The sequence below is a fragment of the Mesorhizobium sp. WSM4832 genome (assembly GCF_055811115.1).
The window spans coordinates 113,295-137,672 of record NZ_JBVVQH010000009.1 but is presented as its reverse complement, the minus strand read 5'-3'; the positions used below and the strand labels follow the sequence as shown (position 1 = coordinate 137,672).

The 24,378-nt window shown below is 66.0% G+C and carries 22 protein-coding genes; 12 read left to right on the top strand and 10 right to left on the bottom strand.

The window, feature by feature from the left end; translation table 11 throughout:
• Positions 1-192 precede the first annotated feature (192 nt).
• Together AC0L2L_RS14980 and AC0L2L_RS14975 are read left to right on the top strand one after the other, a co-directional pair.
• On the top strand, positions 193-1,359 hold the full coding sequence (locus AC0L2L_RS14980) for a DUF1972 domain-containing protein (RefSeq protein ID WP_473579351.1): 1,167 nt from the start codon (positions 193-195) through the stop codon (positions 1,357-1,359).
• On the top strand, positions 1,356-2,642 hold the full coding sequence (locus AC0L2L_RS14975; RefSeq protein WP_473579350.1) for a glycoside hydrolase family 5 protein: 1,287 nt from the start codon (positions 1,356-1,358) through the stop codon (positions 2,640-2,642). The genes AC0L2L_RS14980 and AC0L2L_RS14975 overlap by 4 nt, the downstream gene beginning before the upstream one ends.
• 93 nt (positions 2,643-2,735) lie before the next feature.
• Here the strand turns inward: AC0L2L_RS14975 and AC0L2L_RS14970 are convergent, their stop codons facing one another.
• Positions 2,736-3,374 (bottom strand): TetR/AcrR family transcriptional regulator, encoded by a 639-nt coding sequence (locus AC0L2L_RS14970; RefSeq protein ID WP_473579349.1) that lies wholly within the window; start codon positions 3,372-3,374, stop codon positions 2,736-2,738.
• A gap of 193 nt (positions 3,375-3,567) precedes the next feature.
• Between AC0L2L_RS14970 and AC0L2L_RS14965 the strand changes: the two genes are divergently transcribed.
• The gene (locus AC0L2L_RS14965; RefSeq protein WP_473579348.1) at positions 3,568-4,767 is read left to right on the top strand and encodes a TCR/Tet family MFS transporter; all 1,200 of its coding nucleotides are present in this window, start codon (positions 3,568-3,570) and stop codon (positions 4,765-4,767) included.
• 66 nt (positions 4,768-4,833) lie between these two features.
• Here the strand turns inward: AC0L2L_RS14965 and AC0L2L_RS14960 are convergent, their stop codons facing one another.
• Entirely contained in the window at positions 4,834-6,153 is a 1,320-nt protein-coding gene (locus tag AC0L2L_RS14960; RefSeq protein ID WP_473579347.1) for a VpsF family polysaccharide biosynthesis protein, read from the bottom strand.
• 1 nt (position 6,154) lies between these two features.
• On the bottom strand, positions 6,155-8,257 hold the full coding sequence (locus AC0L2L_RS14955) for a GumC family protein (protein WP_473579346.1): 2,103 nt from the start codon (positions 8,255-8,257) through the stop codon (positions 6,155-6,157).
• A 248-nt stretch (positions 8,258-8,505) separates the two neighbouring features.
• Between AC0L2L_RS14955 and AC0L2L_RS14950 the strand changes: the two genes are divergently transcribed.
• The 4 genes from AC0L2L_RS14950 (at position 8,506) to AC0L2L_RS14935 (ending at position 13,402) form a co-directional block, all read left to right on the top strand.
• Positions 8,506-10,029: a glucosamine inositolphosphorylceramide transferase family protein gene (locus tag AC0L2L_RS14950; RefSeq protein ID WP_473579345.1), complete on the top strand. Its 1,524-nt coding sequence runs from the start codon at positions 8,506-8,508 to the stop codon at positions 10,027-10,029.
• The gene (locus tag AC0L2L_RS14945; protein WP_473579344.1) at positions 10,026-11,324 is read left to right on the top strand and encodes an FAD-dependent oxidoreductase; all 1,299 of its coding nucleotides are present in this window, start codon (positions 10,026-10,028) and stop codon (positions 11,322-11,324) included. Before AC0L2L_RS14950 ends, AC0L2L_RS14945 begins: the two co-directional genes overlap by 4 nt.
• A gap of 363 nt (positions 11,325-11,687) precedes the next feature.
• A complete protein-coding gene (locus AC0L2L_RS14940; protein ID WP_473579343.1) occupies positions 11,688-12,185 on the top strand; it encodes a GNAT family N-acetyltransferase in 498 nt (165 codons plus the stop codon).
• A 215-nt stretch (positions 12,186-12,400) separates the two neighbouring features.
• The gene (locus AC0L2L_RS14935) at positions 12,401-13,402 is read left to right on the top strand and encodes an aldo/keto reductase (RefSeq protein WP_473579342.1); all 1,002 of its coding nucleotides are present in this window, start codon (positions 12,401-12,403) and stop codon (positions 13,400-13,402) included.
• Positions 13,403-13,414: 12 nt separating this feature from the next.
• On the opposite strand, the gene AC0L2L_RS14930 is transcribed toward AC0L2L_RS14935, so the two are convergent.
• Entirely contained in the window at positions 13,415-13,642 is a 228-nt protein-coding gene (locus tag AC0L2L_RS14930; RefSeq protein ID WP_473579341.1) for a hypothetical protein, read from the bottom strand.
• Between the two features lie 427 nt (positions 13,643-14,069).
• On the opposite strand from AC0L2L_RS14930, the gene AC0L2L_RS14925 reads away from it, so the two are divergent.
• The gene (locus AC0L2L_RS14925; protein ID WP_473579340.1) at positions 14,070-14,606 is read left to right on the top strand and encodes an Hsp20/alpha crystallin family protein; all 537 of its coding nucleotides are present in this window, start codon (positions 14,070-14,072) and stop codon (positions 14,604-14,606) included.
• Positions 14,607-14,696: 90 nt separating this feature from the next.
• On the opposite strand, the gene AC0L2L_RS14920 is transcribed toward AC0L2L_RS14925, so the two are convergent.
• The 3 genes from AC0L2L_RS14920 to AC0L2L_RS14910 form a co-directional block, all read right to left on the bottom strand.
• The gene (locus AC0L2L_RS14920; protein WP_473579339.1) at positions 14,697-15,326 is read right to left on the bottom strand and encodes a glutathione S-transferase family protein; all 630 of its coding nucleotides are present in this window, start codon (positions 15,324-15,326) and stop codon (positions 14,697-14,699) included.
• Between the two features lie 138 nt (positions 15,327-15,464).
• Entirely contained in the window at positions 15,465-16,568 is a 1,104-nt protein-coding gene (locus AC0L2L_RS14915) for a flavin-containing monooxygenase (protein ID WP_473579338.1), read from the bottom strand.
• Positions 16,569-16,714: 146 nt separating this feature from the next.
• Positions 16,715-16,948: a hypothetical protein gene (locus AC0L2L_RS14910; protein WP_473579337.1), complete on the bottom strand. Its 234-nt coding sequence runs from the start codon at positions 16,946-16,948 to the stop codon at positions 16,715-16,717.
• Positions 16,949-17,067: 119 nt separating this feature from the next.
• Between AC0L2L_RS14910 and AC0L2L_RS14905 the strand changes: the two genes are divergently transcribed.
• On the top strand, positions 17,068-17,661 hold the full coding sequence (locus tag AC0L2L_RS14905; protein WP_473579336.1) for a DUF922 domain-containing Zn-dependent protease: 594 nt from the start codon (positions 17,068-17,070) through the stop codon (positions 17,659-17,661).
• On the opposite strand, the gene AC0L2L_RS14900 is transcribed toward AC0L2L_RS14905, so the two are convergent.
• Positions 17,658-19,073, bottom strand: coding sequence for a LuxR C-terminal-related transcriptional regulator (locus AC0L2L_RS14900; protein WP_473579335.1), 1,416 nt, complete (start codon positions 19,071-19,073; stop codon positions 17,658-17,660). The genes AC0L2L_RS14905 and AC0L2L_RS14900 overlap by 4 nt on opposite strands.
• A 167-nt stretch (positions 19,074-19,240) precedes the next feature.
• On the opposite strand from AC0L2L_RS14900, the gene AC0L2L_RS14895 reads away from it, so the two are divergent.
• The gene (locus tag AC0L2L_RS14895; protein ID WP_473579334.1) at positions 19,241-19,495 is read left to right on the top strand and encodes a DUF1127 domain-containing protein; all 255 of its coding nucleotides are present in this window, start codon (positions 19,241-19,243) and stop codon (positions 19,493-19,495) included.
• Between the two features lie 3 nt (positions 19,496-19,498).
• Here AC0L2L_RS14895 and AC0L2L_RS14890 read toward each other — a convergent pair whose 3' ends face one another.
• Positions 19,499-19,918, bottom strand: coding sequence for a VOC family protein (locus AC0L2L_RS14890; protein ID WP_473579333.1), 420 nt, complete (start codon positions 19,916-19,918; stop codon positions 19,499-19,501).
• 290 nt (positions 19,919-20,208) lie between these two features.
• On the opposite strand from AC0L2L_RS14890, the gene AC0L2L_RS14885 reads away from it, so the two are divergent.
• Positions 20,209-21,417: an MFS transporter gene (locus AC0L2L_RS14885; RefSeq protein ID WP_473579332.1), complete on the top strand. Its 1,209-nt coding sequence runs from the start codon at positions 20,209-20,211 to the stop codon at positions 21,415-21,417.
• Between the two features lie 140 nt (positions 21,418-21,557).
• Here AC0L2L_RS14885 and AC0L2L_RS14880 read toward each other — a convergent pair whose 3' ends face one another.
• Positions 21,558-23,753 carry a cation:proton antiporter domain-containing protein gene (locus AC0L2L_RS14880; protein ID WP_473579474.1) on the bottom strand — a complete coding sequence of 732 codons (2,196 nt, stop codon included), beginning with the start codon at positions 23,751-23,753 and terminating at the stop codon, positions 21,558-21,560.
• A 300-nt stretch (positions 23,754-24,053) separates the two neighbouring features.
• Here AC0L2L_RS14880 and AC0L2L_RS14875 point away from each other — a divergent pair, with 300 nt between their 5' ends.
• The gene (locus AC0L2L_RS14875; protein ID WP_473579331.1) at positions 24,054-24,260 is read left to right on the top strand and encodes a hypothetical protein; all 207 of its coding nucleotides are present in this window, start codon (positions 24,054-24,056) and stop codon (positions 24,258-24,260) included.
• Positions 24,261-24,378: the final 118 nt, after the last annotated feature.

The window sequence follows — 24,378 nt, the reverse complement described above, 5'->3', positions numbered from 1 at the left end:
GAGAACACCAGCCGCGGCCCGTATCGACACAGATACCGCCCGAAGGTTGACCGATAATGAAACAACTCCGGAATTCTGAAGGAATATTTTAAAACTCCACGTGAATATTGGCCTAGGGGTGACCTGGCACGGAAGTTGCTGGGATTGTCGTTAAGATAACAGAAACCATACCAGCCCCCGGGAACCCTTGCCTTGAAATCGGAACGACCTTCCATCCTGATCCTGGGAACGCGCGGCATTCCGGCTTCCCATGGCGGGTTCGAGACCTTTGCCGAGCACCTGGCGCTTTTCCTGATCGGACGCGGCTGGAATGTCGGCGTGTATTGCCAGAAGGAGGTCGAGCGCGTCGGGCAAAGGGTGTCGAGCGAAACCTGGCGCGGCATAGAGCTCATCACCATCGAGGTCGCCTCCGAGGGCGCGCGCGCGACGCTGGAATTCGACTGGCAATGCGTGCTCGACGCCGCCAGGCGGCCGGGCGTGTGCCTGGTGCTCGGCTATAATGGCGCGGTGTTCCTGACCTGGCTCAGGCTGATGAGGCGCAAGATCATCACCAACATGGACGGCATCGAGTGGCGGCGGGCGAAATGGGGACTGGCGGCGCGCAGCTGGTTCTGGCTCAACGAATGGATCGGCGCCTGGGTCTCGCACCGGCTCGTCGCCGATCACCCGGCGATCGCCGACCATCTGGCGACACGGCGGCCGCGCAGCGCCATCACCACGATCGCGTATGGCGCGGACCCGGTGACCTCGGCGCCGGAGGAACCCATTCACGCGCTCGGGCTCGAGTCCGGCAAATATCTGGTCTCGATCGCGCGGATCGAACCCGACAACAATATCCTGCCGATCATCGAAGCTTTCCGCCGTCGCGAGCGCGGCGACATGAAGCTGGTGGTGCTCGGCACGCTCAACGACGACATTCCTTACCACCGCGCCGTGCGCGAGGCGGCAGGCAGCACGGTGATCATGCCGGGCGCGATCTACGACAAGGCGGTGGTGAGGGCGCTGCGCTACCATGCGCGCGCCTATATGCATGGCCACACTGTGGGCGGCACCAACCCCTCGCTGGTCGAGGCGCTGGCCGCAGGCAACATGGTGATCGCGCATGACAACCGCTACAACCGTTGGGTCGCCGGCGAGGCGGCACTTTATTTCAAAGACATCGATGGGCTGAGCGAGCGGATCGACGAGGCGCTGGCCGATGATTTGCTGGTTGCGCGCTGCAGCAAGGCGGCGCGGGCCCGCGCCCGCGAGGCCTTCCGCTGGGAAGACGTGCTGCTGGCTTATGAGAAGGAAGCGCTACGGCACCTCGGCGTCGCCACTGCAGCGCCAGCGCCGGCCGACCGCGCCAAGCGCGCGTGACCGGCTGGTCGCGCCGCCGGGTCCTCGGCGCGGCCCTGGTCGCGGCGACGACGCCGCTGGCGAGTGCGGTTCCGCCGCTCGTATTCCCGGCCCGTGCCGCCACCGGCGAATGGCCTTTCAAGCGCGGTGTCAACGCCTGGCCGTGGTTTGCGCTGACACGTGAGTTTCCCTCACCCCGCACCGACTATGACTGGCCGCCCTTCCAGTCGCAGCGGCCGGTGCCGACGCCGGCCGACCTTGCCCGGCTGCGCGCCAGCGGCCTCGATTTCATCCGCCTGCCCGTCGATCCGGGCCCGTTCCTTGCCGCCGAAGCGGGCCGGCGCGCCGACCTGATGGCGATGCTGGGCGCGGCGGTCGAGGCGGCGCGAGCCGCCGATCTCGGCGTCATCGTCAACGTGCAGGCCAACGGCGCCACGCATTACTGGAATCCCGACCGCATGGTTTCCAGCATCGAGGCGCCGGAATTCGCGCGCTACCAGGTCTTCGTCGGCGAAGTGGCCGGAATGCTGGCGGACATGCTGGCAGACATGGCGCCCGGCAGGATCGCGCTGGAGCCGGTCAACGAGCCGCCGCAGGATTGTTCCTCCGAAGCCTGGCCCAAGGTGCAGGCGGCGCTGCTGAGCGCCGCGCGGGGCTCGGCGCGAAAGCTGCCGCTCGTCGTCACCGGCGGCTGCGGCTCGATGGTGCGGGGGCTCGCCGCGCTCGATCCGGCGCCGCTGGCGGCCTTCGAGCCGATCCTGTTCACCTTCCACTTCTACGAGCCCTACCTGTTCAGCCATCAGGGCGCGCCGTGGATGCGCGAGCCGGTCTACCGCGCGCTGAACAACGTGCCGTGGCCTGCCTCGGCCGGCTCGCTCGACAAGACGCTGGCCTCGGTCCGGGCACGGATGGCTGAGGATATGGAGAGGTCGAACGAGGCCAAGCGCGCCGCCTATGCCGAGACCGAGCGCGTGCTCAAAGTCTATTTCGACGCCCAGCCCGACCGGCGCTTCATCGACAAGTATCTCGCTCAGGTCCGTGATTGGGCGGACAGCCACGACATCACCCCCGAACGCATCATCATGGGCGAGTTCGGCGCGCTGCGCACCGATGCCCGCTACACCGCCGCGCCCAATCCCGACCGCGCCCGCTACATCGCAGATGTGCGGCAGAGCGCGGAGACGTTCGGCTTTCCCTGGGCATTCTGGGACCTGTTCGACGGCATGGGGATGATGGATGACGCCACGCGCGCGCTCGACCCGGCCACGGTCGAGGCGCTTGGGCTTACGATGCCTCGCGCTTGAATTGTTGAATCACCAAACCACTCTAAGGGTTTGGTTTCATGCGGGAGCCGGCCGAAAGCATATGCTTCTTTCACAACGTCGATCCTGCGTTGCTCACATGTAAGGCGTGCCGGCCATCGCGGCTTTGAGGCCCGCCGCCCCCCTGTCGACAAGCGCGAGGAAAGCATCGTTCGCTTTGCCCCTGCTGCGCGTCCGCCGGAAGGTGCGATGCGCATCGAGGAAGGCGACAGTCCAGGTTGCCAGCAGCAGGACGGCCGCGAGATGCGCCTCGGGGTCGGCAGCGTCGCGGCCGACGCTTTCAGCCAGCGCCGCCGCCACAAGGTCGGCCAGTTCGTCGCGGATCGCCCTCGCGCGTGCCTTCAGGGTTTCGCTGCCGGCGACCGTAGGCACCAGTCGCTCACTTCTAGCGGAAAATTCCACGACCGGGCTGCGGTCCTCGACCAGCCTATGGGCGAGCACGCACAGCGCCTCCAGCGGCGCGGTGCCGGGATCGCGCTGCCGCACCGCCTGGCGCAGCATCTCGCGTCCCTCCTCGTCGCGGTCGAAGAACATGTCCTCCTTGCGCGGGAAATGATTGAAGACGGTCATGCGCCCGACGTCGGCGGCGTCGGCGATCTCGTCCACCGTCACATGGTCGAAGCCGCGCTCCATGAACAGGCGCGTGGCGGCATCGGAAATGGCTTTTCGGGTGGCGAGGCGCTTTCGGGAGCGGCGGTCGGATGGCTCTGGCATGGCCCCTCGTAGCACGATTTTTGTACTCAGTACATATTTGTATTGACACGCCGTTGTCGACGACCGATATGTGTACTCAGTATATATTAACACTCAGTACACCGACCGTTCGAACGCCTTACCGGCACGAAGCGAAGGGTTTTGCCCTCGTTGCCGCCACGGGCGCACAGCCTCTTCTCCCGGAACCCATCCCATGAACAAAGCGCTTATCGTCATCTTTGCCGCCATATGCCTCGACGCCGTCGGCATCGGCCTCGTCTTTCCTATCCTGCCGCGCCTTCTCGAAGAGGTGACGCGCAGCCCCGACATCGTGGCCTATATCGGCGTCATGACCGCGCTCTATGCGGCCATGCAGTTCCTCTTCGCGCCGGTGCTCGGCGCCTTGAGCGACAATCTCGGCCGGCGTCCGGTCCTGCTCGTTTCGCTGGCGGGTACCGCGGCCAACTACGTCATCATGGCCTTCGCGCCGCAGCTCTGGATGCTGTTCATCGGCCGCGCCATCGCAGGGCTGACCAGCGCCAACATTTCGGTGGCGACGGCCTACATCACCGACATCACGCCGCAGGAAAAGCGCGCGGGCCGCTTCGGCCTGTTCAGCGCCATGTTCGGCATCGGCTTCATCGTCGGCCCGGTGCTAGGCGGCGTGCTCGGCGACCACTGGGTCCGGCTGCCCTTCATCGCCGCCGCCCTGCTCAATGCCGCGAACCTGCTTCTGGCCGTCTTCATCCTGCCGGAGTCGCGGATACCGGCCCGCCGGAAGATCGACCTAGCCGCGCTCAATCCGCTGAGGCCGCTGCGCTGGGTGTTCTCGATGAAGGGGCTGCTGCCCATCGTTCTGGTCTATTTCATCCTCTCCGGCGCCGGCGAGGCCTACGGCACCTGCTGGGCGCTCTGGGGCTTCGACACGTTCAGGTGGAACGGCCTCTGGATCGGGCTTTCACTCGGCGCGTTCGGCCTTTGCCAGACGCTGGCGCAGGCCTTCCTGCCCGGCCCCGCCGCCCGGCTGCTCGGCGAACGCAAGGCCTTCGTCGCTGGCATCGGCTGCGCCTGCATCGCGCTCGCCGCCATGGCCTTCGCCAACCAGGGCTGGATGGTGTTCGCCATCATGCCGGTCTTCGCGCTCAGCGGCATCGGCACGCCGGCTTTCCAGGCCCTGGCGACAAGGCAGGTCGATGCCGAGCGCCAGGGCCAGTTGCAAGGCGTGCTGGCCTCGGCCGTGAGCCTCGCCTCCGTCGTTGCGCCGCTCGCCTTCTCGACCTTCTACTTCGCCACCCAGAAAGAATGGCCCGGCGCCATCTGGCTTTCGGTGATCGCGATCAATCTTGTCGCGGTGCCGCTGGTTTTGATCGGGACAAGAGGGCGGGAGACGACTGGAGAGCCGGCAAATGCGTGATTAGCTTCGCCGCGTTCCGTCACGCCCCCTCTGTCCTGCCGGACAGAGCGGGGGCGCCGTAGAGCGCTACGCCTGCGTCCTTGAACGCAACGCCGCCCGCGCCGGCCTATACAGCGCCAGCGCCATGACCACGAATTTGGTCATCAGCGTCGTCTTGGAGGCGATGCTTTCGGAGGTGTTGAGCAGGATCAGCCAGGCCAGCATCGGCAGCCAGATGCCGGGGTGGCAGCGACGCGCGACCTCGTGCATGAACAGCGCGAAGCCGAAGAAGATCAACAGCGTGAAGAAGGCGCCTTGGTAGAGCGTCAGGCGGATGACCGGGTTCTCGATGCCCTGCTCCAGGCCGGTGATGCGGCGCATGCTGTCGAGCAGGTCGACATCGGGCCCGACGATCAGGTCGCGCAATTCCAGATGCCTGAAGAGATCGAACATCTCGACACGCGCATTGGCGCTGCCGCTGTCGGAGACGAAACGTTCGAGCAGCGCGTCGAAGAAGCCGTAATAGCCGGCAAGTGCGATCGCCAGCGGCAGCAGGGCGGCAAGCATGATGACCAGCGCCGCGCCCAGAAGGTTGACGCGGCGGGTCCTGAGCTGCGCCAGTCCGCGGATGAGGATGTAGGCGCCGCCGAGCACCACCGTCAGCACCATCGCCGAGCGGCCGCCGAAGGCGACCAGCGCGCAGAACTGCAGGCCGACGAGCCCGAGCCTCACCGGCGTCGACAAGGAACGCGCGCCGGACAGCAGCGACAGCACATAGATCGAGGTGACTGTGGCGTTGGAGAGCGGGTGCCCCTGCAAGGCGTTCGAGCGCAAATCGTTGACGAACACCGCGCCGTCGTACCGGTAGGGAAACACCAGATGCTTGGTGCCGAACTCGAACAGCGCCAGCAGCGCGTTCACCGTCATGACGACATGGATGACGAGCTGCAGCCGGGCAAAGGTCTTCTCGTCATCCTCGCTCAGCAGAAGCACGAGCAGCGCCGGCGCGACGAAAGTGTCGATCATGCCGGCCATGCCGGGGCGCTGCCTGAGGATGACGACCAAGAGAAGCACCGTCGAGATCACCGCCATCAGCGTCGTGGCCGGCCGCTTGTTGGTGACATAGACCGCATAGCCGATCGGATTGCCGAAGGTGCAGGAGCGCCAGACGAAGACGAGCACGAAGAGATAGGTGGACGGGTGGATCTTGCTCAGCGGGCTGCCCTGCAGGCCGTCGTAATTATAGCCGACCAGCCACAGCATGCCGCCGGAGACGGAAAACAGAAGCAGCACAGCCACGGTCAGGCCGAGCCGGGTCAGCGCATCGACGGAGACAGTGCGCTGGCCAGGCATCCCATAAGCCGAAGCAGGGAGAGGCCGGGCGGAACCGGCCAGGATCGAGGCCATTTCAGGCAGCCTCGTCGACCAGCATGGCGCCGGTCGGCAGCCGCCCCATGACGGAGACCGCTTCCGAGGTCGTGGCGACGTCGCGCATCGGCGTCGCGTTCAGCCGGGCAACGAGCAGGATCTCGTCGGCCATGGCGACCAGCGGCAGGACGTTGAGGTCGTCGGCCAGCGCGCCGCCGTCGATGACGACAAGCTCGAAGCTATGGTTGGCCTCGGCCAGCATGCGATGGGCGAAATAGAGCGCCTGCGCTTCCTGGAACACCGCGGCCGGCCGACCGCGGCCGAGCAGCGCGACGGAACTGCCCGGCGCATAGCGGCTGACCGCATCGAGCGGATATTCGCCGCGCAGCACGTCGAGCACGCCGGGCTGCGGGTCCTTCTGGCCCTTGCCGGCATTGATGTCGATGAACAACACGCGACGGCCCCTGGCCGCCGCCGCATTGGCGAGTTGCCACGCCACCCTCGACCGCTGCGCCTTGTCCTCGGGCGGCGACGCCACCAGGATCGAGGGCACAAGCGGCCAGTCGGACGGACGCCTGGTGGCGGCGGCGATGCGCTGCAGCGCGAGCCCGGCCACGGCGTCGGTCTTCTGGGCCATGGCGCCGGAGCGGCTCCCACGGCGCCGCGCTTTGCCCGGCAGCACGCCCAGCACCGGCGCCTCGATGGCCGACTGCATCTGGTTGGCGGAAAGCACGGTCGGCGAAAGATATTCGGCGATCAGCGCCATGCCGATGCCCAGCGCCAGTCCGCCGAAGATGGCGCCGAACAGAAGCAGGCCCTTCGGCGGCCAGCTCTTCTTCAGCGCCGGCATGGCATAGGAGATGATGCGGGCATTGGTGCTGTTGACGTTGGTCTGCTCGCGCGTTTCCTGGGCGCGCTGCAGGTAATTGGCATAGACGGTGCGCACCGCATCGAGATCGCGCTGCAGCTCGCGCAGCCTGACCGACGCCTGGTCGGTGTCGAGCGACTTGCCCTTCAGCGACGCCATCTTGGCCTGCAGATCCTTCTGATTGGCCAAGGCGCGCTCGTAGTCGGTCTCGGCGGAGGCGACGAGGCGGCCGAGTTCACGCGAAATCAGCTTGCGCAGATCGCTCAGCTGCTGCTGCGCGGAGATCATCGAGGGATGGCGCGGCCCAAGCGCGGTGCCGAACTGGGATATCTGATCGACCAGCGTCGCCTCCTGGGCCCTGAGGCTGGCGATCACCGGCGAGCGCATCGCCTCGGTGGTCGCGTCCGGCGCGCCACCCTGCCGGCGCAGCTGGTCGACCTGCGCCTTGAGCTGTGCGGTACGGGTCTGGGCGGCGGTCAGCTGCGTGTTGAGGTCGGTCAGTTCCTGGTCGCTGACCAGGTTGCCGGCGGCCATCACCATGTTGTGCTCGGCCTTGTAGGCCTCGACGGCGTTGGCCGCCTGCTCGACGCGCTTGCTCTGGTCGTCCAGCCGCGCGCTGATCGCATCGGAAGCCTGGGCGGCGGCCTGGGAGCGCGCATCCGCCTGGTCGGCCAGATAGGCTTTGGCTATGGCGGTGGCCAGGTCCGCCGCCGTCTGGGCACTTTTGGCCGTGACGATGATGTTGAGGACCAGCACCTTGTCGTCGCGCTTCACCGCAAGGCGGCGGCGCAGTGCGTCGAGCGTCTCAGCCGTCCTGTCGCCGCCGGCGGCGCCGAAGAACCTGCCCAGCCAGCGGTCGAGCACGCCCTCACCGTTGAATTCCGGATTTTCGGTCAGCTTGGTCGCCGCGATGGCGCGCAACAGGACGCTGTTCGATTGCGCGACGCTGACCTGGCTTTCGACCTGGGTGATGCCGCCATCCGGCGAAATGCGGCTCGGATTGACGTCGTTGGTGACGACCTGGAGGTCCTGTGGATCGATGATGATCTGCGCCGTCGAGCTGTAGAGCGCCGGCGTCAGCATGGCATAGACAAGCGTCACGGCGGTGAGCAGCGCGGTGACGGCAAGGATCAGGAAGCGGCGCCGCAACAGGATGCGGCCGAGATCGCCAAGCTCGACCGTGGCGGGCGCGGGCGCCTGCGCGTAATAGGCTGGCGCCGGCGCGACCGCGTCGGGAGCGTGCTGCTGGGGCACCATGAGCAGGGATGGTTGCAAAGGTCGCTCCGACAACGCTCCATCGGCCGGCAAAGACTAAAATGCGGCGTTGGCCTAGCTATTCCCGGCAACGATTAAAACACTGTTAATTATGTTCATAAATTGATGCCGTGCTGGCACGAAGTTTGCACCGACGCAGTACAATTTAAGTGCAGCCCAAAGTTAGGAGACGTGGTGCGCATGCGGCGGGAACTTGACTTGGCGGGCCGGGCTGCCGGCCCCGGATGTGAGTTGCCCAGGGGTCGGGAATGCGCCTGAATCTGCGCCTCAACGGCGATTGCGTGCGCACTTTCCATGTCGCGCTGGCCGAACGGCTCTCGCTGCTGTCCGGCGTCGAGCTTTCCATCGACGCCCGTCCGGCGGCGGGCGGTGTGCCGCAGGCCGCCGAGGCGCTGTTCCATCTTGAGACGCTGATCCATCGCCTGCCCGCCAATGGGACGGCCAGGCGTGTGCCACTTTCGGCGCTGGCCGGCCATGCAAGAGCGTCCGCGCCAGCCGATCTCACAATCGACCTCGTCGGCGACGTCGAGCCGCACGGCAGAAGGGTCTGGCGGCTCGCCTATGACGGCGTCTGCGGCGAGGAGGCCCTGCTGGCGCTGATCCTTGCCGGCCGCACGCCGCTGGCGCGCCTCGAACAGAACGGCGCAACCGTCGCCGAGGGGCGGCTCGGCACCGAATATCACGGCATCGCGCTGGCTTCCTTCCAGGACATGCTGGCGCGAAGCGCCAGCCTGATCGCTGCGGCGGCCGACGGCGCCGCGCGCTCGCATTTGCCTGTGCTGCCAGAACCGTCGTCCGAAGCGCCGCCGCCGGCCATGCCGTCGGCCACGAAGCTCGGCGTACGGGCGGCCAAGGCGACGGCGCGGCGCATCGTGCAGCAGATCTATCATCTGTGCTACAACGCCCCGCATTGGCGGGTCGGCTGGCGCGAGACCGGTGGCAAGGACCTATACGATCTGCGCGCCCATCCGCAGTCTGGCTGGCGCGACCTGCCGGACGACGGCAGCCGCTTCTACGCCGATCCGTTCCCGGTGCTTCACCATGGCCAGGTGACCTTGTTCGTCGAGGATTATATCCACCGCACCGGCAAGGCGATCCTTTCGGCGGTGGCTTTCGGGCCGAACGGGCCGGCCGGCCGGCCGAAGCCGGTGCTGGAACTGCCCTATCACCTCTCCTACCCCTTCGTGTTCGAGCGCGACGGCGAGATGTGGATGGTGCCGGAAAGCTCCGCCAACCGCAGCGTCGACCTCTACCGCGCCACCGCTTTCCCGGGCGGCTGGGTGAAGGAGGCGACGCTTTTGTCGGACGTCGTCGTCGGCGACGCCACGCTTGTCGAGCATGGCGGGCGCTGGTGGATGTTCGCCACCGTGCGCGACGGTGGCGGCGCCTTCTCGGACCAGCTTCATCTCTGGTCGGCGCCGGATTTCCGCGGGCCGTGGACGCCGCATCCGAAGAACCCGGTGCTGATCGACATCGCCTCGGCGCGGCCCGCGGGCCGCATGGTCAGCCGTGGCGGCCAGCTTCTGCGCCCGGTGCAGGATTGCCGCCGCAGCTATGGCGCCGCGCTCGGCATCGCGCGTGTCACCCGACTCGACGAGACCGGCATGGAACAGGTCGTCGAGACGATCCTCAACCCCGGCGCCGGCTGGGCCGGCCGCAAGCTGCATACGCTCAACGAGGCGGGCGGGCTGGAATTCATAGATGGTTCGGCAATGGCGCCGCGCTGGAAGCGGCGGGAACCCATGCCAACGGGCCGTGGAGACGAAAAATGAGCATCGCAGAGGCTCGCGAAACGCCCGCCGCGCCGCCCGGCCGGACCGAGGTCGACGTGGCGATCGTTGGTGCGGGGCTCGCCGGCACGGTGCTCGCGCTGTCGCTCGCCAAGGCGGGCCGCAGGATAGCGCTGGTCGATCCGCATCGCATCCACCATGACGAATTCCGGGCCGAGAAAACCCGCGCGGAGCAGATGGGGCTGTTCGAAAAGCTCGGCCTCGGCCCGGTTTTCAGGTCCCTCGTCACGCCGATGACCGATACCCATGTCTTCCGTTTCGGCCAGTGGTTCGAGCGCAAGCAGGCCCGGGAATACGCCTTTTCCTACACGCCGCTGGTCAATGGCATACGCGCGGCGTTGCCTTCGCAAGTGCCGCTGACGGTGGGCAAGGTCGCCGAGGTGTCGACCGGACCGGACCGGCAGCGCCTGGTGCTCACCGACGGTTCCGTCATCGATGCCCGCCTGCTGGTTGTGGCGACCGGCTACAGCGAGGCGGTGCGCCGCGCCATCGGCGTCGAGCGCATCGAGGAATCCAAGGCCCATTCGCTGACGATGGGGTTCGATCTGGCGATCTCGCCTCAGGACTTCGGCCTTGCGTCCATCGCCTTCTACGGAAAGCGGGTCACCGACCGCATTGCCTATCTTACCGTCTTCCGCATCGGCGAGCGGATGCGGGCGAACATGTTCGTCTACCGGACCGTCGCCGATCCGTGGGTGCGGACGTTCCGCGAAAACCCGCAAAAGATGCTGCTGGAGCTGATGCCGGAGATTGCCGAGCGATGCGGCGGCTTCGCCGTCGCCAGCGAGGTCGAAGTGAGGCAGGTCAGCCTGACGACGTCACAGGGCCATCGCCGCGACGGCGTCGTCTTCATCGGCGACGCGTTCGCCACGACATGCCCGGCGCAAGGCGACGGCATCCATCGGGTGCTTACCGATGTCGATTGCCTCAGCTCGACGCATATCCCCGCCTGGCTCGAAACGCCCGGCATGGCGGCCGACAAGATCTGCGCCTTCTACGACGATCCGATCAAGATCGCGGCCGACGCCAGAGCCATGCGGGCCAGCATCTATGCCAGGCGGATCACCACGGAGACCGGGCTGGAATGGCGGCTGCGCCGCCTGCGCAACAACACCGCGCGCCATTTGATGATCTTCGCCCGTCGGTTCCGCGAGGCGGGAAAGCCGGCCACGCCGCGCCTGGCGCAGGAGGAGCTGCTTTCGACCACACAGAAGCACATGTCGGGGGATTGCGCGCCGGCTGGGAACATGATCGTGAGTGAGCTTACGAATCCGTAAGTCGCGATCCCCGGCGAAGCCGGTTTAGATCATTGTGAGCAGTGTCTCCTGCTCGACGGGACAGCACTCCCGTCGCACCAATAGCCCGCTGCCGCCCCTATCGGTTCGGCAGCGGGCTATCGGACGGTAGCGGGCACAGCCGTGCGGGTTAATTAGATCCAGTTCCTCGCCCCATGGAATGGCAGAGGTGGCTCGGCGAAGCCGAGGCGCAGACAGGGAGCGCCCTGCGAAGGCCCCTCTCCGTCCGCATCGCGGCTACCTCCCCCCGCTTTGCGGACGCGAGGAACCAGCACGCTTCGAATGTCGGGATTGGCCGTATCGCTGGCTTCGCCCTATTTTCGGATTGCAACGAGGACCATGAAGATGACCCGCATCCGCGCGATGACGAGTGACGACCTTGCCGATGTGTCGCGCCTGCTCGGCCAATCCTGGCGCAGGACCTATGCGCCGATCATGGGCGACGAGACCGTGGCTCGGCTTTCCGACGAAAGGCACACGCCGGAAAAGCTCGCGGCCGAGCTCGACGACGAGGACAAGATGTCCTTCGTCGCCGAAGACGCCGACGGTTCGATCGCCGGCTACGCGATGGCGATGATGGACACAAAGGGTGACGTCATGCTCGAGCGGCTCCACATCGAGCCGCAGGCGTTCGGCAGCGGCCTCGCGGTCGACCTTTTGCACGCCGTGCTTGCCGCGCATGCCGGCATTCCCTCGATCGCGCTGGAGGTGATCGAGGGCAACGACCGCGCGATCGCCTTCTACCGCAAGCACGGCTTCGAAGTGGTCGAGCGCCGTGAGGCCGCGCATGGTGTCGGCGGGCACGCCTCGCTGATCATGCGCCACATGCTGCCGATGGCTTGAGTTCCACGCAGGCGATCCGGATGGTTCGTCAGGGCTCCGAGGGAATGGTGCCGGCCGGAACCACCCGCCTGCCTTGCGTCCTGCCCAACACGAATTAACGATAGGACCCTCCGCCCGGCCTGCCTTGATCCGGATCAAGCGAATATTGCCGGCTGGACGGTTCGCTTCCGGCCTCTATATTTTCGCGAGCGCTTATCTACCTTCGGAGAACATCGATGAGCCTCGGCAAACGGAAACTCGGCGGCCAGGGGCTCGAAGTCTCGGCGATCGGTCTCGGCTGCATGGGCATGAGCCAGGCCTACGGGCCGGCCGACGAGGCGGAGTCGATCGCGACGTTGCACCGGGCGATCGAGCTCGGCTGCACCTTCCTCGACACGGCCGAGGTCTATGGGCCCTTCTTCAACGAGGAACTGCTCGGCCGCGCGCTGCAAGGCCGGCGCGATCAGGTGACGATCGCGACGAAGTTCGGCTTCCGCATCGCCGACGGCAAGCAGGCCGGCCTCGACAGCCGGCCCGAGCATATACGCGAGGTGGTGGAGGCTTCGCTGAAGCGGCTCGCCACCGACCGCATCGACCTTTTCTACCAGCACCGCGTCGATCCCGCCGTGCCTATGGAGGATGTCGCCGGCGCGGTCGGCGAACTGGTGGCTCAAGGCAAGGTGCGCTTCTTCGGCCTGTCGGAAGCGGGCATTTCCAACATCCGCCGCGCGCACGCCGCGCATCCGGTCTCGGCGCTGCAGAGCGAATATTCGCTGTGGGAGCGCAACCTCGAGCCGGAGATCATCCCGGCGCTGAAGGAGCTGGGCATCGGCCTGGTGCCGTTCGCGCCGCTCGGCCGCGGTTTCCTCGCCGGCGACGTCAGGCGCGCGGAAGACTATCCCGAGGGCGATTTCCGCCGCGGCGACCCGCGCTACCAGGGCGAGAATTTCGACTTGAATGTCGCGGCGGCAGCCACGGTGCGCGACATCGCCGCGGCAAAAGGCGTCAAACCCGGCCAGGTCGCGATCGCCTGGCTGCTCGCCAAGGGCCCCGACTTCGGCATCGACATCGTGCCGATCCCAGGCACCAAGCGCCGGATCTATCTGGAGGAGAATGTCGCGGCGGCGGACATCAAGCTCGACGCCACCGAGATGCTGGGGCTCGACATGGCGCTGACGCCCGACAAGGTGGCGGGGCCACGATACAATGAGCGGGCGATGTCGACGGTGGACCGGTAAGCGTTTACGGCCCTATTTCTTCTTGCAATCCGAAAGCGCCTCCATCGCCTTCCTGGCCTCCCCCTCGCTGGCGTATTTCTTCTTGCCGAGATCGATGACAAGCGTCCCGTCGGGCTTTTTCGGCACGATCTCGCACTGTTTCGAGACGGCATCCCTGGCGACCCAGTATTGCTCGGCAGCCATGGCGGGCAGGCTGGCCATGCCGGTGGCGAAAATAACGAAAGCGACGGTGCGCACCATTGGGATCTCCCTTGTGCCGTTGGGAAAGCGCAGGCCGGGCCTCGTGGCACCCCTTGCGTGCGCGGCGGCACACTGGCCCACCATAACGGAAAACCCACGTGCTTCCCGAAACTGCTTGAACGAAAACGCCCTGCGCGGCCTTCTGTTCCGGCATCGTCCGGCGTTCCTGGGCGGACAAAAAGGCTCAAAATCATTGCGTCCGGCGGCCCATCGAAGAAAGCCTGGCGCGACGGGAAAAGCGGGCCTTGACTTCGCAAAGCCGTTCCCCAGATCGATTCTAGCCGATCTCGTGCGCAAGCACTGGACATGCGGGGAGTGTTCGGAACGCGGCCGACGCCGCGGAGGACCAGTCAGCCAGCACAGCCTCGAAGCTGTCCGGTACCCAGGCACCTGCATCGCCTCATGCAACCGAGAAGGAGACATCGAAATGGCAATGCGTGATCTCATCCCGTGGGCCAGGGAAGGCAATAAGGTCCCCGGTCTCTATCGCGACGGCGATCGCGATCCCTTCGTGGCGCTGCATCGCGAGATGAACCGTCTATTCGATGATGCATTCCGCGATTTTGGCAGCAGGATGCCGTCGCTTGGCGACTACTTTGGTGGACGCGCCGGATGGCCGAGCGTCGAAATCTCCGACACCGACTCCGAAGTCCGCATCACGGCCGAAATGCCCGGCATGGAGGAGAAGGACGTCGAGTTGATGCTGGACGACGGCGTGCTGACGTTGCGCGGCGAGAAGAAGTCGCTGACCGAAGACAAGGACAGGCAGTTTTCCGAGCACTTCTATGGCCGCTTCGAACGGCGCATTCCGCTCGGCACCGAGATCGAGGAAGACAAGGTGCGCGCGGACTTCCACAACGGCGTGCTCACGGTGACGCTGCCCAAGACCCAGCGCGCACAGGCGAAAGCCAGGCGTATCCCGATCGGAGGTGCCGGTGCCGGCTCCACCAAGAGCAAGCATTGAAGGCCGGCCGGCGGCCGGCACATAAGGCAAATTCCAGGAAGCGGTTCCACCTGGAATTTGCCTAGTTTAGAGAGCCGCCGCCGGCCGTCCTCATCCAGCCGAATGCGGATCTATGCTGTAGGGATGGACGGGATAGCCCGGCCCGATCGCCTCGCCGACCCTCTCCACCCAAGCGCCGACCGCCGGATAGTCGGCGAGCGAGAAACCGCAATCCTCGGCGCGATGGCCGTACGCATAGACCGCGACGTCGGCGATAGTGAGCGTATCGCCGACCAGGAACGGTGTGTCTTGCAGGCTGCGCTCCAGTGCGCCAAGTGACCGCACGCCCGCCTCATGCTTGCCCGCGACCAGCGCCCTGTTGCGCTCCAGCCGCCCAGTTAGCGTCCAGAAGCGCAGCGAGCCAATGACCGGTTCAACATAATACTGCTCGAAGAACAGCCACTGCATCACCTTGGCACGAAGAAGCCGGTCTGCCGGCAGATATTGTGTGCCCTCGGCGACGCAGACGAGGATCGCGTTGGACTCGGCGATTGCCTGGCCATTCTCCACGGCGAGCACCGGAACGGCCCCGGCCGGGTTGAGCTTCAGAAAAGCCTCCGTGTGGCTCTCGCCTTCGAAGATCGACACCATGCGGGTTTCGTAGGCGACGCCGAGGAGGCCGAGCAGGACGCGAATCTTCCAGGCATTTTGCGACGGGAGATAATCGTAGAGCGTGAGCATGGAGTGGACCCCGGTTGATGGGATGGCTTCGCATTATGGGTATGACGGGCGCCACCCGATTCAGGCAATCGCAACGCTAGCACCTGGACGTCGGCGCGAAGGCACCCCCTTTGGCCTGACGGAACTCGGCTTATCGGCTTAGATGCCCCGCCCCGCAATATCCTTCGCCACCGCCCGCGCCTCGATGCCGATCTCGCGCAGCAGGCCGGTGACCGGGTTGTAGAAGCCGACGAGATAGACGCCCAACTCCTTCGCGCGCGCGTTCACGCCGCTCTTTTCCGGCCTGATCTCTGCAGGCAGGAAGCCGTCATAGCCCGGACGGTAGCCGGTGGCGAAAATCGCCGCGTCGAATTTCTTCTCCACCCCATCGGCGAATTTCACGCCGTCCCCCGTGAAGCTTGCGATATCGGGCGCGATGCCGATCCTTCCCTGCTTGATCGCCGCCACCGCGCCGACATCGATCATCGGAATGCGTCCCGCATCGATCTGGGCGAGGATGCCTTCTCTCGGCCGCACGATGCCGTATCTCTCTAGCCGGCCCAGCGCGAGGTCGAGGATTTTTGGGAACATCCAGTCGTTCAGCGACTGCGGCATCGTCCGGCTGGCGATGCCCACCATCTGGATTGGCACGCCGAAGAGCTGGCGCGGCACGATGTGGACGCCCTTGCGCACCGAGATGGTGGGCCTGGCGCCGCTCTCGGCAAGATCGAGCGCGATCTCCGCGCCCGTATTTCCCATGCCGATGACCAGCACGTCCTTGCCGACGTAAGCAGCTGCCTCGGTGTAGGCGGCGCTGTGCAGCACCTTGCCCTTGAAGCCTTCGATGCCTGGGAAGGCCGGCGTGATCGGCTGGGCATTGTTGCCGGTGGCAACGACAATCCTGCGCGCAACGAGCAGCCCGGCGTCGGTCCGGACCAGCAGGCGCTCGCCTTCCCGGCGGACCGATTTGACGGTGACGCCGAAGCGCGGCTTGAGGCCGAAACGCTCGGCATAGGCATCGAGATAAGCCACAACCTTGTCGCGCGGCACATAGCGCGGGTGGCTTTTCGGGAACGGCGCGAAAGGCAGCGAGGAGAAGGATTTCACCGTGTGCAGATGCAGCCGCCGGTAATGCCGCCGCCAGGACGGCGCAACCTCATCGGCCTTTTCGAGGATTACGAAGTCGACTCCCGCCTGCTTCAGGCAGGCAGCGACGGCGAGCCCGGCAGGGCCGGCGCCGATAATGACGACATTGGTGTCCAAGCGCTTTTCCTCCCGCCAAAGCGGCAAAAACTATGACGGGAGGTGTTGCAGGGGCAAGTAGGGAGAAACACCTACCTGGCAGCGCCCTATACCATCGCGCCCGGCACGCCGACGCTCTATCTCCCCGGGGGAGATAGAGCGCCGCGCTATTCCATCGCGCCCGGTGCCGCCGGCTCGTCTTCCGGCGGTTCGAGGATCTCGATCAGTTTTGCCACGCGGGCGCCGGGCATGGCATGGCCTTCATTGACCAGCGCCTCGTCGGCGCCGATCCAGGCGAAGGCCTCGCGCAGCTCCTCGAGGCTGGCGCCGGTCAGCGCGATGTCGGCGATGACGGCCTCGTCGACCGGTCCAAGCACGGAAATGATGTCGTTGCGGGTCATCTTCTTCCTCCCCCGTGGGTTGGGATGATTGCCCAGGGAAACGACCGACGGGTGGAACGGGTTCCGGAAATGCGCGGGCCGACTTCTGCCGAACGAGACCCGATGCTATGGATCGCCCCATGAAGCCCGCCCTCCTCCTCGTTGCCCTGCTCCTGTCCACGCCGGCACGCGCCGACTGGAAACCCGTCGAGAAAATCGACACCTATGCCGTCTCGGGTCAGAGCGCCGAGCGGCTCTATCTCTCGATCGGCGAAAAGGGCCCGGTGGTCGGCACGGCCGGCAAAGAGCGGCGCGTCATCGCGCATACTTTCTTCAAGCTGACCTGGCAGCGCGACTACCAGCCGCAAGGCAGCGCCTGCGTGCTGAAGACGGCGCGGCCGAAGCTCATCATCACCTACACGCTGCCGAAGCCGGCGGAAAAACTAGCGCCCGCGTTGCAGGCGCGCTGGGATACATTCGCCGCCGGGCTGATCGCACATGAGAAGGTGCACGGCGCCGGCATTGTCGACATGGTGGACAAGATCGTCGCCTTCAGCACCGGCCTCACCGCCGAGAACGATCCCGGCTGCAAGAAGGTCAGGGCGGCGCTGACGGCCTATCTCGACCAGCTCTCCAAGGCGCAGCGCCAGGGCAGCCACGACTTCGACGGGATAGAGTTCGGGCAGGATGGCAACATGCTGAAGCTGATCGCGGCGTTTTTGGGCGGGGGTTAGCGGAACGTCACCAGCTTCGCCGCATCGCGGATGGCGCGCACCGCACCCGGATTGGTGATGGGATAGCCCGATATGAAACCCTCCACAGAGAAGCCCGGAAATTCGCCGCGCAGCCTGGCCGCGATGGCAGCGGCCTCGACGCTTTCGCCTACCATCGCATAGGCGAGCATCAGGAAAATCAGCACGTGGGGAGAATCCAGCGTGCTGCGCCGCAGTGCGGCAATGGCTTCCCGGTGCCTGCCCGCAGCGAACAGGACGCGACCCTGCATGCCGAAATACCAGGGCGGGGCAAGCGGGTTGAGGCGCATGGCGCGCTCGATGAGCGGGATGGCCTCGGCCGGATCACCCGCGACGAGCGCTTTGCTGCCGGCAAGCAGCACCAGCACGTCGGCCTGGTTGGAGCCATATTCGAAGGCCCGCCGGTGCGCGCGTTCGGCCGCCTCGATATCCCCGAGGCAGCCCATGAGATCGCCGAAGCAGACGAGAGCGCTGCTGTTGGCCGGGTCGAGGCGCAGCGCATTTTCGATTGCCCAGCGCCATCGCTCGATCGACTCGTTCGGGTCGCTACCGTAGCCGTTGCAGGCCTCGATCGAATAGGCGTAGCCCAGTTCGATCCAGGCGTCGGCCAAATTGGGGTCAAGCTCGAGCGCGCGTGAAAACAGCCTGATGGCCTCTCGGTTGCCACTGAGGCTGAAGGTGTTGTGCTGTTCTACCGCCAGCAGATAGTGGTCGTAGGCCCGCAGGCTGGCCGGCGGCTTGCGCCGGATCGCGTTGCGGCCGACCGTGGCGATCGCCCCGAAGCAACCGGCCAGCACGTTGATGACGCTTTCGGTCAGACTGTCCTGCAGCGCGAAGATGTCATCCGCCGGACAGTCGAAGCGCTCGCTCCACAGGCTGACCCCGGTCCGAGCGTCGGCAAGTTCGACCGTCAGCCGGATGCGGCGGTCGTCGGCCCGCAATTGACCCGACACGATGTAGGCAGCGCCCAATGCCTTGCCGTCGGCGGCGAAATCAGCGGGCCTGCTGCCCAGCGATCTCATAGTGTGGAAGGCGATCACCGGCATGTCGGCATAGCGAGCGAGATCGACGGTGATGTCCGAAGACAGACCGTCGGCGAAGCGGCGCCAGCGCTCGTCGGCGCTGATGCATTCGATCGGGAACATGGCGAGCACCGGCGGAGCATCGGGCAGGATGGGAGCCGGATGCGCCGCGCCGTTGATATAGCTGGCAAGCGCAATCTTGTTGCGTACGCCAAGCTTCTCATAGATCGCGGCGAGATGGGTGCGCACGGTGGACGGCGCAATGAACAGTGCCTCGCCGATCTCGCGATAGGTCATGCCGGCAGCGAATTTTTCCGCAACCGCGCGCTCGCGGTCCGACAAGGCCTCCGATGTCGTCATGATGCGGTTCATGTCCTGTCCTGCCAGTGGACGTAGATGCGTTCAACCGTGTGGAGGCAAAATACTACAAATGCAGGACCCAAAACACTGCATGCGGCCGATGGCTTGGCAGAGGGCGGAGGTTCAGGCTCGGCGCGTGTCCTTCATAAAGGGCAGCGTTTCAAACGAGGGAGCCGAAGATGAAAACGATACTCAACACCTTATCCGGTTTCTACGGCGCCGTGCGGCTGGATCTCGGCACTCCGGCGGCGGACGCCGGCCCTGCCGTTCAACAGCCCGGTGTTTTCAGCCTGCTGTCGGCATGGCGCGAGCGCGCCCACTTCCGCGAAGAGCTCGCGCTCAGGGCACGCGACACGCCGTACCTGATCGGCGACATCGGCCTGACCATGGACGATGTGCGGGAGGAAATCGCCAAGCCGTTCTGGCGTCGGTAGGCCTCAAAAACTCACCACTACCGCAGCGACGCTCCGCTTCGCCTCGCCGTGGAACACCGCTTCGATGTTGTTGCCGTCGGGGTCGAGCAGGAAGCAGGCGTAGTAGCCGGGATGGTAATGACGCTCGCCCGGCGCGCCATTGTCCTTGCCGCCGGCGGCGAGCCCCGCCTGGTAGAAGGCATCGACCATGGTGCGGTCCTTCGCCTGGAAGGCAAGATGGTGGCGGCCGGTGAGCACGCCGAGCGCGGCGCGGCTGTCGGCGCTGGAGATGAACAATTCGTCGGCCCAGAAATAATCCTGCGCCTCGCCGCCGATCGGGATGCCCAGCACGTCGAGCACAGCGCCGTAAAAGCGCCGGCTGGCCTGGAGGTCGCGCACCACGAGCTGGATGTGGTCGATGAGCCGGCCGCGATAGAGTTCCATGCGGGTTCTCCTGTTGTCACGGGGCAATTTAGAAGGGACCAGCGTGCGGTCAATGCGGGGTACCGGAAGCTGCTGACATACCGAGAGGCTGGCGGGACAGCGGGGGCGCGAAGGAACGCAACTTTTCAGGCAACAGCCAAATCTTCACCCGTTCAAAAAATCCGGATAAAAAATGCAACCGGATTGTAGGATCGGCTCCCGTGCTGGCGTCCTTCGGACGCAAACGGCCCGGTGGACTGGAAAAACCGTGCCGCATCAAACAGGATGCCTTACGGCATGGGAGCAGAACCATGAACCATTCCTATCGTTGGGTCATTGTCGCGGCCGGCGCGCTGATGACCTGTGTGGCGCTCGGCGCCATGTTTTCGCTGGCGATCTTTCTGGAGCCGATGTCGCTCGACACCAACTGGTCGCGCACCGGCATTTCCAGCGCCATGACCTTGAATTTCCTGGTGATGGGCCTGGGCGGTTTCGCCTGGGGCGCGATCTATGACCGGGTCGGCGCGCGGCCCGTGGTGCTTGCGGGCGCCGTGCTGCTCGGCCTGTCGCTGGTGGTGGCGAGCCGGGCCACTTCGCTCATCGTCTTCCAGCTCAGCTACGGCGTCATCGTCGGGCTGGCGGCCAGCGCCTTCTTCGCGCCGATGATCGCGCTCACTACCGCCTGGTTCGACACCAACCGCAGCCTCGCGGTCTCGCTTGTCTCGGCCGGCATGGGTGTCGCGCCGATGACCATCTCGCCCTTCGCGCGCTGGCTGATCAGCGCCTATGACTGGCGCACCGCCATGTTCGATATCGGCATCATGGCCTGGGTGCTGCTTTTGCCCGCCGTCTTCCTGGTGCGCCAGCCGCCGGCGGCGCTCGCAGCCGCCGACGGCACGCCGGCGCCCGCCACCGACGATCCCGGCATGAGCGTCGGCCAGGCGCTGCGCTCGCCGCAATTCATCGTGCTGGGTCTCACCTTCTTCGCTTGCTGCGCGGCGCATTCCGGCCCGATCTTTCACATGGTGAGCTATGCCATGTCCTGTGGCGTCGCGCCGATGGCGGCGGTGTCGATCTACAGCGTCGAGGGTCTCGCCGGTCTTGGCGGGCGCGTGCTCTATGGCGTGCTCGGCGACCGGCTGGGCGTGAAGCCGGTGCTGGTCGCTGGGCTCGCCATCCAGGGGCTGGTGATCGCGGCTTACCTCACCGTCGGCCAGCTCGAGCAGTTCTATCTTCTGGCCGTCATCTTCGGCGCCACCTATGGCGGCGTGATGCCGCTCTACGCGGTGCTGGCGCGCGAATATTTCGGCCTGCGCATCATCGGCACCGTCCTTGGCGCGGCCACCATGCTCTCAAGCCTGGGCATGTCGCTCGGGCCGCTTGCCGGCGGCATGATCTACGACGCCACTGCCAGCTATCGCTGGCTGTTCATCGGCTCGGCGCTGATCGGGCTGGGCGCGGCCGGCATCGCCATCGCCTTCCCGCCGCAGCCGAGCCGGCAGAAGCTGCAGCCGGCGTGACGCTGATCGAGGAAGCGGCCGCCCGACAAGGACGGCCGCTGTAACCACCGCCTAAAGCGCGTCGCGCTGAAACGGATCCAGGCGACGCGCTTTCTGGTCTGCCGACCATCTCCCCACGAGGGGGAGATTAGCCAGCCGCCTCACCCCGCCCCCGTTCCCGTGCGCACCGCCTCGCGGTCGCTTTCGTCGCGGCGCAGGCGCTCGTCGGAGATCAGCACCACCGGGCATGGGCTGCGGCGCAGGACGGCCGTCGTCGTTTCGCCGAAGATGAGCTCTTCGCCCTGGCGCCTCGCCACGCCCATGACGATCAATGCCGCGTTCCTGCCGGCCTGGCGGGCGATGGCATCGGCGGCGGCGGCCCGCGAGCGGATGGCGGTCTCGATCTCGACGCCGTAGCGGTCGGCGAGCGCCACAATGTCCTTCAGCACTGCCTCCCGGCGGCGATGCGAGACGGTGTCGCGCGGCTCTTCGCGGCCGCCGCGCGCGACATAGAGCATCTTGACCGGCGCGCCGGTGACGGCGGCGATGGCCAAAGCCAGTTCGGCGCCGCGGCGGGCAACCGCCGTGCCGTTGACCGGCACCAGTATCTTGCCTGATCCCGGACCGAGCCCCGGCATCTGGCGGCCGGCGGTCGCCGGCTTCAGCACCAGGCAGAGCGGCCCCTCGAAGGCGCCGGCGACTTCGTTCAGCCGATGCGAGAAGCCGCCCTTGGCGGTGAGCGCGCGGCCAAGGCCGACGACCAGCATGCCGTAGCCCTTGCGCGCCTCCTTGGCGACCGCCTCGGCCGAAAGCTCCTCATGCTGGCGGCGGGTGACGGGCGCTTCGCGCATGGGCGCCTCATCGGACTTCTTCGCCGCCTCGCGGCTGTCCTCGGCGCCCTTCTCGATCTCCTCCAGATGCAGTCCCTCTGTGGGCTCGGCGTCGATCTCGCCGCTCGAATGCAGCACCGTCGTCGGCTTGCCGGCGCCGATGACGCCGGCGAGATAGGCGGCGAAGCGGCCGACGACGCCCTCGTCGACCACCACCAGAAGCCGCTCCAGATTGGCGACGAAGCCGCGCTGGTCGATCTCCTCGCGCTCCAGGCGCTTCTTCTCGTTCTCGCCCATCGGCAGGCGACGCAGCGCCCAGCGCAATGTCGGCGGCATGGCCAGGGTGGTGATGACGGCCATAGTGAGGACCATGGTGAAAAGGTTGTGCGAGAGCACGCCTATCGACAGGCCGATCGAGGCGACGATGACCTCCGTGGAACCGCGCGCGTTCATGCCGCAGCCCACTGCGATGCCTTCGGCGCGGCTCATGCCGGCGACTTCCGCGCCGATGAAGGCGCCGCCGAACTTGCCGATGCTGGCGATCACCACCAGCGCCACGGTGAGCAGCGCGAGCTGAGGATCCATCAGCACGGTGAGATCGGCCGACAGGCCGGCGACGCCGAAGAACACCGGCATGAAAAGGGCGGTGATGATGCCGCGCAACTGCCCTTCGATGTGGCGCGACAGGATCGGCGATTCCCCCACCAATATGCCGGCGACGAAGGCGCCGAGCACGGTGTGGACGCCGATCAGGTCGGTGATCAAAGCCATCATACCCATGATGGCGAGGATGACTGTGACCACCGCATATTCCGAACGAAACGTGTCGTTGGTCCAGCGAATGGCGTCGAAGACGATGCGCCGCCCGAGCGTGAAGGAAAACGCCATGAAGGCGGCGACGCCGAGGATGGTGAAGGCAAGACCGCCGATCTCGATCCGTCCCCTGGTGGCGATGCCGATGGTGATCGCGATGATCACCCAGCCGATCGTGTCCTCGATGATGGCGGAGGAAACGATGATCTGGCCGAGGTCGCGGCGCATGAAGTTCATGTCGCGCACCACCATCGCGACGATCTTGACCGAAGAGATGGAGAGCGCGGTGCCGAGGAACAGCCCGGCGACGATGCGCCCGCTGCCGGCGGCAAGCAGCGCGTCCGGCATGAACTGGGCGGCGACGAAGCCGAGCACGAACGGCACGGCGACGCCGGCGGCCGAGATGGAAAAACAGGCGCGGCCGACGCGGCGCACGAGCCTCAGATCCGTCTCCATGCCGGTGAGCAGGAGCAGCATCAGCACGCCGAGCTGGGCGATGGCGTTGATCATCGACTTCTGCGAGGGGTCGCCGGCGAAGATCAGCCGCTCGGCCGCCGGCCAGACCCAGCCGAGCAGCGAGGGCCCGAGCAGGATGCCGCCGATCAGTTGCCCCATCACCGCCGGCTGTCCAAGCGTCTCCAGCACCTCGCCGATGCCGCGGCCGACCACCAGAAGCAGGACCAGTTCGGCGACGAAGATGCCTTCCGAGGACATGCCGGTTTTCTCGGCGGCGACGGCGACGGCTGGCAGCAGCAGAAGCGCGATGGCGGCAAACGTGACCGACCAGCGCCGATTGAGTATTTTGGACAAGCCTGTGTCCCCTCGATTTCGCCTCATAACGGTTTGGCGCGGGGTTCGGTTGCACGGTCGCCAGCAGCCGTTTCCTCGCCCCCAATGAAGAGGGGGAGAGGAAAAGCTCCCTACAATTCTATTCAAATGCCATCGCCGTTTTTTGCTTCCCGGTAAGTCGACTCGGGGATGTTCGCGGCACGGCGGGGCAACAAGGAGAAGCTAATGAAAAGCGACTTTGCCGCCGCCCACCTGCACCTCGACCGGGCGTGCCATTACCTACGCGGTGACGACGAAACGAGCCGCACGGCGCTTGCGGCGCTCGACCTTGTGATCGACGCAGTGGCGGCCGCCCAGCATGCCCGGCCAATGGCCGAGGTGCTGCCATTTCCGCGGCGCGCGAATGGCGGTCTTCCCCCGCTTGCATCCTGACTTATCCGCCTGAAAAGGCGGGAACATTCTGGCCGGCCGCACGTTATGAGAGTTGGGGTGTGGCCGGCTGTTCTCGACGTCAAGGCTCGGCCGGCCACGGCGGCGGGAGGCGCATGGC